Origin of the sequence: Fibrobacter sp. UWS1 (assembly GCF_002300445.1) — a bacterium.
GTDB classification, from domain to species: Bacteria; Fibrobacterota; Fibrobacteria; order Fibrobacterales; family Fibrobacteraceae; genus Hallerella; species Hallerella intestinalis.
In genome coordinates this window covers 932,038-946,865 of the sequence record NZ_NSGW01000001.1, presented here as the reverse complement: position 1 = coordinate 946,865, position 14,828 = coordinate 932,038, and the positions used below count along the sequence as shown (strand labels likewise).

The window sequence follows — 14,828 nt, the reverse complement described above, 5'->3', positions numbered from 1 at the left end:
TTTACAAAAAATAATGCAACCCAGACAAAGTTTTTAGTTAGTTTGTACTCAATTACACTTTGTCCTTAATTTTTGTTTTTTCGTCGGAAACGGGCATTTTGGGTGATACGCTTTTGAAATTTTGGCGGTATCCCTTGAAGACAAGGGAACGCAAGAGTTCCTGAGACAAAAACCGACAACATTCTAAAACGGGGATAGAATCATGATGAAGATTCACGCTCTCAACTACAGAACACTCCGCAACGAAGAATTCCTGGGACTCCACAAGTACTTCGTTGAGCAGACTGCAAGCATCACCAGCGAAGAGATTCGCAAGTCCATCGAAGCCTACCGCACCTCTGTAACCGAATACGCTAACCTCATTGAAGTGTCTGTCGACGAATCTGCCGCAAGGGCCGTCAGCCGCCTTGATTCCGAACGCAATGCAGCCTACTCCTCTTGCAGGAACTTTGCGAAGAGCCTCAAGTCGCTTGCCGACAGCGGCGTGGTTGCCACGGGAGAACGTCTCCGCAAGATCTTTGCCGAGAACGCCGACCCCACGAGGCTGAACCAGGACCAGTCCACGGGTACTTTCACGAACCTCATCAATACCCTCAAGGAGATTGGTGAAGATAAGCTGAGCGCCTGCGGATTCAAGCCCTGGCTCGAAAACCTCGAAAGCAAGCACAACGAATACCTGACGGCGGTGCAGAACCGCAACAAGGAAATCGCTTCGAAGGTGGCCGACGCCAACAAGGTGTGTCGCGAACGCTGCCTCGAAGGATTCGGAATCGTGACGACGCTTGCTATCGGCAAGGCCACCCTCGACAAGGACGAAGGCTGCATCCAGTTCATCAACGCCGTGAACAGCCACATCGACCAGAAGAAGGTGCACCTGAAACTTCGCAAGGGAAAAGGGAAGAATACGACCGAGTCTCCCGAGACGACCGTGGTAGAATTCCCCACCGAAACGAAGGAAGAGGAAAATGCCGCATAGCTGTAAACGACATAACTTGAATAACATTGCTCCTGCCTGATAAAAAATCAGGCAGGAGTTTTTTGTTTTACAGGGCGTGACCGAGTAGGCCGTGCCCTGTGTTGCGAGGGGGAGCGGGGGGACCCCCGCAGCGTTAGGGATAGTGACCCTGTGAGCCAAAAGCGACTCGTATTGACGAGTCGTGTTGGCGAAAGTGTAGCGATAGCGGAACGGTCATATAAGGGACAAGACCCGCGCAGCGAGGCTTGGTTCTGGGAGGTGAACGGCAAGCGTCAGCGCAGCCGATTGCCCCCAGAATATAGTCCGACCCACGAAGTGGGGAACGCCCAAAAGAAAATGCCGCGTCAGAGGCGGACTCAATTTGACTTTGAAGATTTGGGTTGTGTGGGAAGCAGGGCAAGGAAGGGAAAAGGAAGTTCAAGGATGGCGATACGATCGTCATCGAACCGTGGCGCGCTTCGGCATTCCCGGTCATCAAGGACTGTGTCGTGAACCGTTCCGCTTTTGACCGCATTATTCAGGCTGGCGGTTATGTCAGCGTGAATACCGGTGCGGCTCCGGAAGCGGCGTCTCTCCCGGTTCCCAAGGATAAGGCGGATCGCGCATTCGATGCGGCTGCTTGTATCGGTTGCGGAGCTTGCGTTGCCGCTTGCAAAAACTCTTCGGCGATGCTCTTTGTCGCAGCAAAGGTCAGCCATCTTTCCTACTTGCCGCAGGGCAAGGTCGAAGCGAAAAAGCGCGTGCTCGCCATGGTCGCCCAGATGGACAAGGAAGGCTTCGGCAACTGCACGAACCTTTACGAATGCCAGGCGGCCTGCCCGAAGGGTATCACCGTGGATTACATCGCCAAGATGAACCGCGAATATCTCGGCGCGACGGTCTCGTATGCCGAAAAGGTGTACGGGAAGGACTGATCGTTAAAAGGATTCGATATTCGCCCCGCCTGATGGCGGGGCGTTTTGTATGGTGGGGAAGAAGGCTTGACGTACAAAAAATGCCCGCCTTGGGGCGGGCACTCGTATTCAAAACGAAAAGTTACTCGGAAATCCTTGAAACCGCGTTCCAGAATTTCCGTTTCGCATCCCGCATTTTTTGCCGCCGGGAATCCTCTGCCGATTTTTTATAGAAAACGGATTCGTCGGAGGGCGCATTTTCTATTGCACTATGGACACATTGAGTGAAATCGTTGCCATTATACTTTTCATACTCATAAACCAATTCAACTGTGTTTCCTTTGGCATTCGTGACGGTGGTGTAGTCAAAATAATCTTCATTTTCTGCACGGCAATAAGGGACAACAGCATCATCTTCAAAATCCACATCGTAAAATTCGCAACTAGTGCCGTTTATAGACACGGTTAGCGCAATATCGTGAGTGTAATAGGATCTTTCAAATTTATTGACAACGATATCCACGGTTTTCCCGTTCAGCACGAAATTCGCCGCATTTTTCTTCCAGGAGTTTTTCTGGATTTCGAGTCCTTGGACAGCGGCTTCTATTTCTTCCGAAACATCTAAAAAATAATCTTCCTCATATCCTTGAATGCAGGTGTAATTACCGTCTAAGCATTCTAAAAGCTGGAGCATGGCCGGTGTTTTTATAAAATCGCCTTTGGCCTGCGGGATATTGTCGCTATAGCGGAAATTGGATTGGATGGTCGCAGAGCTTTTCGAAATACGGAGAGTCATGTCCTGGATAAGATAGTCATCCTCGTCGTCGCAATCCATTTCTCCATCATAGCCGTCATAGGAGCAATTTATCGATTGCCAAGTACCGTAAAGCGAACCGGCTTTGCCTCCGACGAGAACCGGATAGCCTTCCAGAGAAATTTCGTCGTCCTCTTCGTCATATTTAAAGAAGATCAGAGTGTCGCCGAAAAAACGATATTTGAATATGTTCGGAGAAATTTGTATTTTGTCTATCGAATAGGAATCCCCGTTCTTGACGCAATAGTCTTGGCTTGTATAGTTGAATGTAATCGTTGATGCCTTTTCATCGACTTCGATGGATGCTTTGAGTTCTACATCGTAAACTCCAGAAGAGCTGCTCGAAGAGTCGTCGGAGCAGGCGGTGAATGAAAGCGAAAGGGCGGCAGCTGCCAGACCCATTTTGACAAAAGAAATTTTCATAGTTCCTCCTTTTTGTATTTGAAACTTGGCGAAAAAAGTAGAATAAAAAGGGAAGTGCTGCAAATAAATGGGATATTTCACCGCTGAATTTGATGGGGTCGAACCATTCGAGGTGCACTAACCGATTTGAAAATACGCCATTTTGGAGGAACGAATGTGACGAAGCAATTTTTCGGAGAGTCATTCCCCAAAGATGGACTCGTCGCAACGCGGCTTGCTGGGATGAAGGAAATTCTTCGAGTAAGCCATTGGCACGGTGCCGATGTCCATTTTTCACCGGGGACGGCTTTCGGCATGATGCTGAAACAAGTTAGTGGTTAGTAATCAGAGGCAAGGGGCTGGTTGAAAGTTGGGAGTATTGGAAAAACGGTTTCCACGTGGAATACGCCAAGTCCAAGTGCCTACGCTATTTTATCCATCAGGTTCTGCAAGATTATATTTCGCGGAATCATCTCGAAAAATTGAATGCGCAATTTCAAAAAGCGGAAGAGGGGCACGTCTTGGCGCGGGCTATCGCCAATCTGGCCGACCACGAAAATCTCGACGATTTCTCGTGGAATGGATTTTTGCTTACAACAGGAAACGACTTTGAATCCGAAATGGGGAATCTGTGCGGCCATTGGGGGCAGATTTTCTACTTTAAAAGAAAAAAGAGATTGAAAATGAAAAATTGGAAATGTTTTCCCGCGATTTTCTGCGTACTTGCGCTTGTTTCCGGAGCTTTTTCGGCTCCCAATGACGACGAAGATATTCGGATTGTAAAAGTCAATGACAGCAATTTTGAACAGGAGATTTTGCAATCCGACAAGCCGACGATTTTGGAATTTTCTTCGACCAGTTGCCCGCCTTGCCTCATCATGATTCCCACGCTGATAAGCATCGCCAAGAATTATCCGGATATCAAGGTGGCGTCTGTGGGAATCGACGAACCTGGCATTGAAAAAATCAAGAACACGTTCCCTATTCAGGCTTTTCCCACATTTTACTTTATTAAAAACGGGCAGATTGTCCATCGGGCTATCGGTGCCATCAAGGAAGAGGAAATGCTCGCGGCTCTGCAATACACGCCAAAAAAAGAAGCCAAAAAGAAACAGGCGAAGAAAAAATCGTCGAAAAAGAGAAATCTTTCGTGCTCGGTGAATGGACAGTTTAACGGTTTGAAAAATCACGTGACGATTTCGTTTGTATTTGGCAAAGAGGAAATTGAAAACGTGGATATTGTGACGGATGTTTTTGTGCCGCCCGAGTTGGAATCGCATCGCGAAGAAATGATGGCGAAAATTCGCGCCAGCGGAAAAGGGGACGTGTCGCCGACTTTGACGGGTTTTCAAATGCACACGGGAAACGACAGCCGTTTTATGAAAGCGATGGACATGAAACGCACTTCCACTTACGGAGAGATGAAAGCGGGGCTGGAATTGCAAGGATTTACTTGCAAATGATGAGGATAGACGCTTCTCGTCAAGAGGAAGACGGCTGAAGGGCGGCTTTGAATTGCCGTTTTGCTAAACGAAAAATCCCGGACAGGATGTCCGGGATTTTTGTGGTTTTGGATTAAAGAGTCAGCACTTTCCGCCAATGGGAAAGAGCAGCAGTTGCAACTGGTAAACTTTGTCGGCGTTTTCGTCTTCGTCAGCGATTTGGGCGATTTCTTTGCGGAAAGCGCTCATCCGTTCGACAATTTTTTCGTACCCGCTTTGGGAAATGCCGAGAGTGAGGCTGGAGCAGTTTCGGGTGTTGGGCGGATCCCTGTCGATGGATTCTGCGCCAAGAGCCAGACAGCGCTGGTGAAATCCGCGAAGGGCGAGTCGAGACGTGCGGTCGCCTGTGGTGATGTCTTTATTGACGAGCGCGTAGGAACCATCCGCTTTTTTTTCAATCAGGTCGCATTTTTCCAAAAGTTGAACGGATTCTTTTGCTTCTTCTACGGAAATCGCCGGATGGACGGACTTGGCCAGTTCGGCGAAATTCCCATGGAATCCAAACATGCCGATAAGAGAACGGACGACTAGGTGACGCCAGTGCGAATAGACCTGAAATTGATAAAAGGCTAGCTGATGCTGGCCGGCTGTAAATCGGACGATTTTTAATTCGGCTTGCATTTTCTGAAACCATTGATTTTTTTCATCCATGGTTTCTGCTTGATTGAACCAGACGAGCGCTTCAAAAAAGGCGGATTCCCGTTTTCCAAAATGAAGCCCGGAGGAAATTTTCTGAATGCTCTGTGCGGAAAGGTTTTTGCTACCCTGCATCACCCGACTGATGAAATCTTTGGCCTTGAACCCGATTTTGTCGGAGAATGCGCGCAGAGAAAAAGCGGGATTGTTGTTTTTTTTCGACTGGTAATAGTCGCGCAAAAATTCCCTGTAGTCCAGGTATTCAAAAATTTTGCGTTCTGTTTTTTTCTCTGCCATGTTCAGAATGTAGATAAATCAAAAGATGGAAGCCGCTTTTGCGCACTTTTAGTGTTGTCTAGAAACAACGGGAAAACGAAGGATGTTTTCATGGGAAAGAGGAAATTTTTTCAGGAGATCGCTGGAATGGCAGCCGTTTTCAGCTGGAATATCCGAGATGCGGGTCACGGTTGCGTTCTTGATTTCAAAAATGCCTTGGTTTTCGGGGAAGATTTCGTCTTTGGGGCAAATTCTTCCCGAAAATTCTCGATGTTGCTCGGCGAATTTTTGCAGGTAGGCAGGAACGTCGAGAATGCGGCAGATGCCGAAGTTGGCGTCTTCGCTGCCGAAATCAAAACCGTCTTCGGTCATAAATGTCAAGGGCGTTGGCTGATTTTCGCTGAAACCGAAATCGGTTTGCCATGCTTTGAAGTCTTTGTTGTCTTGGATGGTCCAGACTGCCAGACAGCCGTTGTTGCGGGCGCTTTCCAGAGCCGAAAGAATCAGCTTTTTGGCGAATCCTCGCTTTTGAAATTCCATGTTCGTCGCCAGTCCGTAGATGTAGCCTACTTTTCCCCACGAACTTTGAAATTCCAACAAATGCAGCATCGAGGCGATCGAATTCCCTTCATACAAAGTCTTTCGCGATGAAGGATTGGAGTACGGATAAATGAAAGTCGCCAGAAATTCGTTGGAATCTTCGGGAAACGCCGTTTGCCAGAGCCGCCAGATTTTGGCTTCTTCGGAATCTTTGGAAAAGGCAAAAAACTCTTCGGAAATTTTGTCGGGGTAATAGGAAAGTTTGGACTTGCGCAGTGAAGGAAGCCCCATGTCTTCTTCACGATTGATGTATTGGATTTCTTCGGGAAGGTTTTGTGCGGTAAGCTGGTTGATTTTGGCGTAGGCACCTTCGTAACGGGCATCCGCTTTTTCGGCGTGTACACAAAAAGTGTTGCCGTTGATTTGGGAACCGTAGGAGAAAGCGATGGGATTGTCGTTTTCTTTTAAAATAACTCCGAAGAGTTGGAGAGCATCGTAATGCTCGATGGAAAGCCGAATCATTTCCTTTTCTTGCAGGATTGTCGTCGTGATTTTTTCCTGGGATTCTATCCATCGATTTAAAAGAGCGTATAAAGACTCTCTGTCTTTTGCTGCATCGATAATGTGCCAGGTGGCGTTCGGGTGCTGCTTGTCGAATTGCGTGATGTGGTTTCGTTTGGAATGCAGTTTTCGCCCGCGGAGAAAGGCGAGCTTTTCGCGGCCATACAGATAGTTGCCAAAGCTGCGGTCTTTGTAAAAGTAGAGGGCGCGGGATTCGGGAAAGTCTTGAATTGCTTGGACAAAGCTTTCGGAGAGCGAGAAGAATCGGACGGGTTGATTTTCTTGAGCGGCGTCTTGAAAGATGAATGCAAGGACTTCTTGTCGATTTCCGTTTCCAAGTGGCTCCAGATACGCCCATTTTTCGGAACCGGCGATGTGGAATCGGATGACGAGAAATCCGCTTTCTTCGCACCAGACGGTTTTGTAGAATTTTGCCCACGCGTAAAGGTTGGCGAAAGCGTAATCGCAGCATTGCTTGTCGGCAGCTTTCAGGTATTTTTCGAAAATGGATTTGTGGTGGATTTCAATAGATTGAAACATATCGTTAAAAAGAAAAGCTTTCGCATGGCGAAAGCTTCATCAAATCATTTTTTTCTTTTCTTGGAATTTTTCTTTTTGGACTTGGAAGATTTGGATTTTTTGGATTTGGAAACCTTGGGTGCAGGCGGCTCCTCTTCTTGAACTTGAGCCGGTTCTTCCGGTTCGGTTACGGAGGGCTGCTGAAGTTCTTGCAGGGCGCGATTCGCTTCTTGGACAAATCGACCGTCCGGGAAACGCTTCAGGTAAATCTGGTAGTCTTTGACGCTGTTGCTTTCTTGAACCAGCCGGAAGATGCACTCTTCCGCTTCGTTGCGGAATTGTCCCTGGGGGAAGTTGGCGAGATAGTCCAGATAAGCCTTGAAGTTGTTGGCCTCCTGCGCCTTTTTGAAAATCTGGTAGTCGCCGATGATTTGCAATTTGGCTTCGACTTCTTTTCGGTAGGCGGAGTTGGGATAGTATTGCAGGAACATCTCCATCATTTCGGGATCGTTGGATGCCATGACCTGCTTGAAACGGGAATCTTCTTGAGAGACTTGGTATTCTTTAAGTTGAACCTTGTTGGAATCCAGCGTGCTGTAAAGCTGTTCCTTGGTGGCGAGGTCTTCCGGGTGGCAGAAGGCCAAGTAGCTTTCCAGAACGTCGTTGAATTGCGCCTTGGTGTATTTTTCGCTCATGTCCGGCAACTGGCCGTCTTCAAGGAAGAATCGGTAGTCGCGTTCAATCGCCATGCAGTCCCAGTCGGAAAGGGTGTCCTTGACTTCGGAATTATTGCGGAGCTGGGCGTCCCGGTCGCGGAGGGCAAAGCGCATTTTGCGATCCCGCCGGCTTTCCCTGCCAAATTCCAGGGAAATTTCCAAGGCGATGCGCACGGGGAGCTTCGTTTCGATTTTTGAGAAGGTCACGCCGGAATAGGCACCGGGAATGGACAGGTCTTCGGAAGAGCTTTTGAAATTCGGAGTCGCTTTGATGTCTTCCAAAGTGCTGAACGCTTTTTTCGCGTGCAACCCAATCTTGAGGTCGCCGTCCTTGAAAATTTCGACCAGGCGGTATTCCAGCCCGCCTTCCACAAAGTAGCTCAGTGCCGTTTCGGAATGCGTCTTGGTCGTCGCGGTCTGCTTGTCTTCAAAACGGATGTACTGGAGCCCGATTCCCCCTAAAATGCGCAGGTCGAGATTGCCGACCAGATTGACGGAAAATCCCGCAAGTCCCGCCGGATTAAATGACATGAAGGAAAGCTCGTTGCCGCTGCCGGATTGTTCGCCGTTGTAATAGTAGTCGGCCCCCGAAGAAATGCTGCCGAACTGGAATTCCCCGAACTGGGCGCCCAGCCAGATGGTAAAAGGAACGTCGGCTTTAAAGAGCGGAGTGAAAATCGGGTTGAAAAGGAATCCGACGGACATCGGAACGGTGTACACTTCTTCGTCGATTTTTTCGGTGAGGTATTGCCCTTCGCCTTCGAAGCTGATGGGTGTATAAGGTTCAACCTGGAAAAATGTCTGGGTATGCCAATTCGAACGTTCGAAGTCAGCGCCAAAGGCAAGGCTTGCAGCAAGGAGGGGGAGTAAAATTTTACGCATCGACTATAATTTACTTTCTTGGAGCGCAATCGTTTTTCGGAAAAAAGGAAAAGGAGCGAAAAAAAGTGCTTATTGGGAGCGTCATGCCCGAGTATTTTTTCCCGCATCCGCTTTTTTAGAAAGTGAGAAGGATGCCCGTCGCCAAAAGTCCGCCCGCCGCGATGAGGAAGCCGGTTCCCAGATAGCGTTCTTTTTTGGAACGATCCGCATAGCGGTGGTTTTCGCGGACAAGCTTTTGAAAATTCTCGCCCTGCCCGGAACTCGGCAGGGAAAGTTCGTCTTTGATGTCGCGGGCCTTGTCCCTGTCCTTGTGGGAAAGGTAGAGCAAAATTCCCCCGGCGACAGCTGGAGCCAAGGAAACGCCCAAGGAGACTTTTCCCCAGAAAATGCGCTTTTGAATTTGCTGAAAGACCCGTTGGTTTTCAACATCCTGCGGCGATTGCAGGGAATCCAGGCGGACTTCGACAACGGTTCTGCTGGTGGCGTTTACCCGGAACTGGACGATGGAATCGCGAAAGCCCTCTTTCCATAAATGGAGACTTGCGGGCCCCGGCGTCTGCGTCGTCAGGATTTTTGGGCTTTTCCCGATAGGACGGCTGTGGGGAGTCAGATCGTCTGCTTCAAAAATCTGCGCACCGGCGGGAATCGTGCGAATTTCGACTTCGGGCTGGACGCGCTTCAACTGCAAATTGACCTTGGCCGTATCGCCGGGAATCGGACGGATGGTCGCCTTGTTGGCCCAAAGGGCGTGTTCCATTTCCCAGTAGGCTTCCAATTCGATTTTTCCCGTGTCCAATGTGGCGAAGGAACACGGAGTTTGACAGATGACTTCTTCGCCTTTACGGGACAGGTTGGCCCCCTCGGGATCCGTAACGACTTGGATAAAGCTCTTGGTGGATTTTTCCCTTTCGGGTTCTTGGTAGTTGCCATTCGCCTTTTGAATCCAATGCATAAAGCGGTTGTCCGAAAGCAATTCGGTAGTTGCTTTTTTGGCGGAAATGGTCAGCTTTTCTGTTTTCTGCGATTGAGTGGCAAAATGAAAGCGGTGCAAAAGAAGGTCCAGACTGTCCTGGTGTTTTGAAGGCAGCACTTCAAGACTCCAGATGGAGTGGGCGTTTGGGGCTTCTTGGATAATGCACGGCGAGTCGTGGCAATGGGGGAAATCCTGTGCGGTGACGCGGATGGGATGTTCGCCGAGTTCGCGCAAGGTTTGCATTTCTAAATCTTGCAGGCGAATGGCCAGGAGGGAATCAATCGGGCGGCGGATGGCAGGAAAAACGAGGGCTTTCCCGGTGAAGTCCGTTTGCGGCTGCGGTTCGGTTTCTGGCAAATTGCCCGTGGCGGAATCCGGAACGGACTGCGAAAGGTTTTCCAGCAGGGAGTCGGGCAAAGGATTTCCATTGGAATCGAGCAGACTTTCTATTCGGTTTTTTAAAATTTTGACCACGGTGAAGGTGTCGGCGATGAATCCGCCAAAGAAAACCGTATCGCTGGAAATTTGGAGGAGCTCCGCATTTTGGGTGGCGCCAGAAACGAGTTTGATGGAAACGGGAATGCCTCGCTGGGAAGCTTCGGCGAAAAGAACGGAAAACGCTAGGGAAAGAATGATGAAAATCTTCTTCATCGTCTGCTCCTAAAAATAAAACACGGCTGCTGCCGCAAAAAGGACTGCGCTGATGCCCAGAGAAACAAAAGAAGCTGTCCGAAAATGCTTTCCGCTTTGTTTCTCGTCATGAAAATCCCGCTGGAAGTTTTTGAAATTTTCGCTTTCATGGATAATACTTTTTTCCATTTTGTCCCTCGCGTCTTCCGCCTCTCGAAATTTCATTTCGGCAATTCCGGCGAATGCTCCCGACAGGGCGAGCGGTACAAATCCCGAATAGAAAAGGACTTTTCCAATGCGCCTGTTTTCCCTTTTGGCGATGATGGCGTTCTGCCATTCCAGCTTGTCTAAATCCGATTCTTCTTGAAGCTCTATCCAGACAAAATTTTTACCGGGATAGCGGAGATGAATGTCAATGGTGGTGTCTGCATAGCCGGGCTTGAAAAAGGTGACTTGCACAATGGAATCTTCGGCGGAAAGGTTCAGCGAATCCGGAGTAACGGCTTGTGCTTTGGATACAAATGAATCGGGGCGTTTGCCTGTATAGACTTCGGCACCTGCGGGCCATGTGGAAATGCGCAAGGATTTTTGAGGGGCTTCTCCAAAAATCGGCACGCATAAAAGAATGAAAGAAATCAAAAGGACTTTCACAATTCCCCCGGATTGAAGGGACCCGAAAGGAACAGGGAGTCGCCAAGAGATTCGATTTTCCAGAGAATCGGCACGGAAAGATTGCCCGCATAATCGCGAAGAGAAATGAAAAGGTCGCACTCGTTGTCACACGTGGGGAAAATTTGAAGGACATCCTTTCGGATGGTGCGGCTGAGGGTGTCGCCGGAAAGCTGAACCAGAATGGATTTAGAAGAGACTCCGGAGCCAGCGTCAAAAAGGGAAAAGACGAGGGAATCCGATTTGGCAATGCGTCTGTGGATGGGAGCGCAGATAGGCGGAATGGTATCGAGCAGAGTCAGCGTATCCAGAATGTTGTATGTAGATGGGGAAATCGCAAAAGATTTTTGAACGGGAGAGTATTCCCAAAGCAGGGAATCGAAAACCGTAATTTGCAAATTCCCTTCAATGGAAATATCTGAAAATTGAATCGTGGAGGGATTTTGAGAAAATGTGTGAATCGCAATCGTGTCGCCGTTTTCTTTTTGCAAAATGGCTTTGCCTGCGGGAGATTGTCCCGGGGACAAAGAGCGGTAACGAACGGGAACAAGAATGTGAGAAAATTCGGTTCCGACAAGAGCGGTGTAAAAGGTCTGGATTTCAGAAGTGTCGGCATCGAAAGTGTAATCCGAATCGGGAACTTTAGCGACGACTCCCCAGAAAAAAGCGAAGGACGTGTCTGCGAGGTAATTGGAATCGCCTACAAAAAATGGACCTTTGATTTGGTAAGTTCCGTTGCAGGGAATGCTGTCGTAAGGAAAATCCCAAAGCGCATTTTTTTCCATGGACAAATAGAGGGAACATTGTACATTTTGCCAAGAGGCAACGCCGTCGGTTTTTACTTCAAAAATCATTCCGCTGGAATCCAGAGCGTTGAATTGGTTAAACCCGTTGACCGGGGATATCGGAGAAACCGAAATCGGAGTGGTTACATACAAAGTCAGCGTATCGGAAAGGGTATCGTCAAAATAATCAATCGTTTGGAGAATCACAGGAAAGACGCCCGTGTCGGGAAATGCATAAGAAAGAGACGATGTGATATAGGATTTGTCTTCGATTCGCCAGATGAAATTTTTGACATAGTCCGAAGTGTAGTCGTTGGGTACGCGGGAACCGTTGATTTGAATCTCGGCGATGAAACGCCCGGAAGTGCCTTGGAGTGTTTCTATTTCTCGGAGGTTCGCAAAATCCTGATAGGAGCTGCCGTAATAGGAAGAAGGAACAAAACAGATGGACGAAATGAGTTTTGGAATGTTGTCTTCATCGACGCGGGGCGCGTTTTCACAGCTCCAGCAGCAGAGTAAAATCAAGAATCCGCAAATTTTTTTCATCCGGAAATTCCATTGACATAAAGGGTGAATGCATTTTCAAAACGGGCACCGCTTTCGTAGAGAATGACGACTCGGATTCTATTGGCGGGCTTTTTGAATAAAGTCCCAGAGAATTTTTTCTGTGCAAAATCGGATTCGGCAGAAGCTTCCCCGTCCCAAGAACCGTCTTCGTCAATGTCCCAGAAAAAACGTTTGGGTTGAAGGTGGGGACAGCGATTGGCAATAGGAATGACGATGGAAGAATCTTTTTCTATCAGCGTATCGCCAAGGCTTTGAACGCAGGATCTATCTGGAGAAATATAAAGGTCGTTCTGGGAAAAATTGCCGGCGCGATCTTTGGCGGAAATCGTGAGAGGGTGCCAGATAAAGGAAGGCGAAAGTTCTGCGGTAAAAAGACGAAGCGTGTCGTTTTTCAATTCCCACGTTTCGTAAGGCGTTCCGTCGATAACAACATCGATATTTTCAGAAGGAATGTGGAAACCCGATTCTACAAAGAAGAATAGGAGAGTGTCTGCAAAAGACAATGAATCGTTCATACATTTTTCGCAGAGCAGAATAGGCGAGACGGTATCCCGAATGGAAATGTTGTCTATCTGGGTGATTTTTTGGGCTTGAATAGAAAAGGGAATAGTGTCGCTCGTGTAATCGGCATAGATTGGATTTTTGAAAAAAATGCGATAGGGACCGGGCTCGAGATTTTGTAGGCAGAACTGGTTCTGGCTTTTTTGAACGGTGAAATTTGAAATTTCCGAATGCGAGGAATCCCAAAGAGTAAAGGAAATGGAGTCGCCGATTTCGGGTAAAGGGAGGTTCAGAGAAAAGAATGCGCTTCCGGTTTGGGAGTTGACGGAGTCGGCTGTCCAAAAGGCCGATCGAATCGTATCGTTTGCATCCATGCCAAAATCGTCACGAGCGGAAACTTGCCAAACACAACGCTCCAGCGGCGGCAATTTTTTTTGCCAAATGAATTGGGCGGACTTCAAAAGAGTGTCGGCGAACAATTGATTTCCGCATTCTAAACGAAAAGAATAATAGGTTGTCGCTAAAGGATTTTCGTTGGTGAAATTCCAGGCAAAGGAAATGGCGGAATCAAAAGGAAGATTTTGGCTGTTGTTTTGTGGGACGATTCTTGTGGTGTGCAGAACGGGTTGAGGAGCGGTCCAAAAGATGACGCTGTCGGTCAGCGTGTCGGAGAATCGATCCAAGAGCAGGAAACGGGCGATATGTTTTCCGGGCTCTGGAATGTTTGTGCGGTAGGAAAATTCAGACCGGATTTCTCCGGAATCGATTTGCCAGTAAAATTGATGGATGCGAATGGAACGGGAAGGCTCGATAATGGCCAAAAAGATAACGCTGTCGGAGGGAAGCAGGGTGTCCGTTTTCAGCCGGTTTTTGGAAGAATCCCCGAGATGCGTCAAGTAGGCTTGGACAGAAACCGTTTCGGCATCGGTCGGTTCAAAATAAACGCTGTCTTCGGAGCAGGCAGCAAGGAAGAGGGCCGCAAGAAGAAAAACGATGAATTTCATTTTTCCTCCACGACAAAAAAGCGGATGGTTTCCGAGGAATCCCGAAGGCCGTAGCCATCTTGAACAAAGACGCGGAAAGTATGGCTGCCCGCAGAAAATCCGGATTGGTATATTCGGGTCAGCGTGCCGACAGAAAAACGGGCGGAGTCCAATTCAAGAGTGAAAAAGAGAGAATCGTTTTGGTCGGGATCGGTTGCGGAATAGGCAAAAAGAAAAGCAGTTGTCGCGTTTCCGCGGAGAGTGTCGCCGTTTGCGGGAATTGTCTTCGTGCTGATTTGGGGAGCGGTGTCAAAAACAAAGGAAAGGGGGAATGAAAGCGAGTTCCCGTAAGAATCCTGAGCGACAAGGGTATCGGGAACGCGGCTCGTATCCGTTTTGAATTGAGCGTTGCTGGCGAGGATTTTCCCGTTCGCTTTCCAAGAAAAGTGCAGACTGTCTTCCAAGTAGGCGGGGGAGATTTTGGCTATGACGGAGAAGGAATCGTTCGGCGAAGCCTGTAATGTGGTTTTGCAAGGGGAACTGTTTTGAATGAGGCAAGCGGAAAGGGTGGGCGATTCCATCGATAAGACCGGCGAGTCCGGGACTTCTAAACACGCAAATAGAATCCCGCAGAACAGAAAAAGAAATATGAGCCGATCCAGAAACATATTCCTAAAATAAATAATCAAAGCGGTTTCTAAAAATGTATTTTCAAAAATCGTAGTAGGCAAGCGGCTTGGGGCTAGTGAAAAGTTGGGAACTTATATACAAAACTCCACCCGATTTACTTGGTTGGTGTGCTTCGACAGGCTCAGCAACCGGTTAAGAGTTGGGAGTTGGAACTAAGAACTAAGAACTAAGAACTAAGAACTAAGAACTAAGAACTAAGAACTAAGAACTAAGAACTAAGAACTAAGAACTAAGAACTAAGAACTAAGAACTAAGAACTAAGAACTAAGAACTAAGAACTAAGAACTAAGAACTAAGAACTAAGAACTAAGAA

The 14,828-nt window shown here is 48.1% G+C and carries 12 protein-coding genes and 1 pseudogene; 4 read left to right on the top strand and 9 right to left on the bottom strand.

Annotated elements, in window-relative coordinates:
- Positions 1-202: 202 nt before the first annotated feature.
- Both BGX14_RS03955 and BGX14_RS03950 read left to right on the top strand, forming a co-directional pair.
- Complete coding sequence (locus BGX14_RS03955) at positions 203-976, top strand: DUF6261 family protein (RefSeq protein WP_095879120.1); 774 nt, start codon at positions 203-205, stop codon at positions 974-976.
- 410 nt (positions 977-1,386) lie between these two features.
- A pseudogene (locus tag BGX14_RS03950) lies at positions 1,387-1,890 on the top strand (succinate dehydrogenase/fumarate reductase iron-sulfur subunit); the annotation flags it as partial.
- Between the two features lie 121 nt (positions 1,891-2,011).
- Here BGX14_RS03950 and BGX14_RS03945 read toward each other — a convergent pair.
- On the bottom strand, positions 2,012-3,106 hold the full coding sequence (locus tag BGX14_RS03945; protein WP_143394115.1) for a hypothetical protein: 1,095 nt from the start codon (positions 3,104-3,106) through the stop codon (positions 2,012-2,014).
- Positions 3,107-3,262: 156 nt separating this feature from the next.
- On the opposite strand from BGX14_RS03945, the gene BGX14_RS15485 reads away from it, so the two are divergent.
- The gene (locus tag BGX14_RS15485; RefSeq protein WP_158223224.1) at positions 3,263-3,427 is read left to right on the top strand and encodes a hypothetical protein; all 165 of its coding nucleotides are present in this window, start codon (positions 3,263-3,265) and stop codon (positions 3,425-3,427) included.
- Between the two features lie 56 nt (positions 3,428-3,483).
- Complete coding sequence (locus BGX14_RS03935; protein WP_095879117.1) at positions 3,484-4,548, top strand: co-chaperone YbbN; 1,065 nt, start codon at positions 3,484-3,486, stop codon at positions 4,546-4,548.
- A 120-nt stretch (positions 4,549-4,668) separates the two neighbouring features.
- Here the strand turns inward: BGX14_RS03935 and BGX14_RS03930 are convergent, their stop codons facing one another.
- The 8 genes from BGX14_RS03930 to BGX14_RS03895 form a co-directional block, all read right to left on the bottom strand.
- Positions 4,669-5,520, bottom strand: coding sequence for a TIGR02147 family protein (locus tag BGX14_RS03930; RefSeq protein ID WP_073302870.1), 852 nt, complete (start codon positions 5,518-5,520; stop codon positions 4,669-4,671).
- A 48-nt stretch (positions 5,521-5,568) separates the two neighbouring features.
- Positions 5,569-7,140: a GNAT family N-acetyltransferase gene (locus BGX14_RS03925; RefSeq protein WP_095879116.1), complete on the bottom strand. Its 1,572-nt coding sequence runs from the start codon at positions 7,138-7,140 to the stop codon at positions 5,569-5,571.
- A 44-nt stretch (positions 7,141-7,184) separates the two neighbouring features.
- Positions 7,185-8,717 carry a tol-pal system YbgF family protein gene (locus BGX14_RS03920; RefSeq protein ID WP_095879115.1) on the bottom strand — a complete coding sequence of 511 codons (1,533 nt, stop codon included), beginning with the start codon at positions 8,715-8,717 and terminating at the stop codon, positions 7,185-7,187.
- A 115-nt stretch (positions 8,718-8,832) separates the two neighbouring features.
- Positions 8,833-10,341 (bottom strand): hypothetical protein, encoded by a 1,509-nt coding sequence (locus tag BGX14_RS03915; protein WP_095879114.1) that lies wholly within the window; start codon positions 10,339-10,341, stop codon positions 8,833-8,835.
- A gap of 9 nt (positions 10,342-10,350) precedes the next feature.
- Entirely contained in the window at positions 10,351-10,971 is a 621-nt protein-coding gene (locus BGX14_RS03910) for a hypothetical protein (protein WP_073302875.1), read from the bottom strand.
- Positions 10,968-12,320 (bottom strand): hypothetical protein, encoded by a 1,353-nt coding sequence (locus BGX14_RS03905; protein WP_095879113.1) that lies wholly within the window; start codon positions 12,318-12,320, stop codon positions 10,968-10,970. Before BGX14_RS03905 ends, BGX14_RS03910 begins: the two co-directional genes overlap by 4 nt.
- Complete coding sequence (locus BGX14_RS03900) at positions 12,317-13,846, bottom strand: hypothetical protein (RefSeq protein WP_073302877.1); 1,530 nt, start codon at positions 13,844-13,846, stop codon at positions 12,317-12,319. Before BGX14_RS03900 ends, BGX14_RS03905 begins: the two co-directional genes overlap by 4 nt.
- The gene (locus BGX14_RS03895) at positions 13,843-14,493 is read right to left on the bottom strand and encodes a hypothetical protein (protein ID WP_073302878.1); all 651 of its coding nucleotides are present in this window, start codon (positions 14,491-14,493) and stop codon (positions 13,843-13,845) included. The genes BGX14_RS03900 and BGX14_RS03895 overlap by 4 nt, the downstream gene beginning before the upstream one ends.
- Positions 14,494-14,828: the final 335 nt, after the last annotated feature.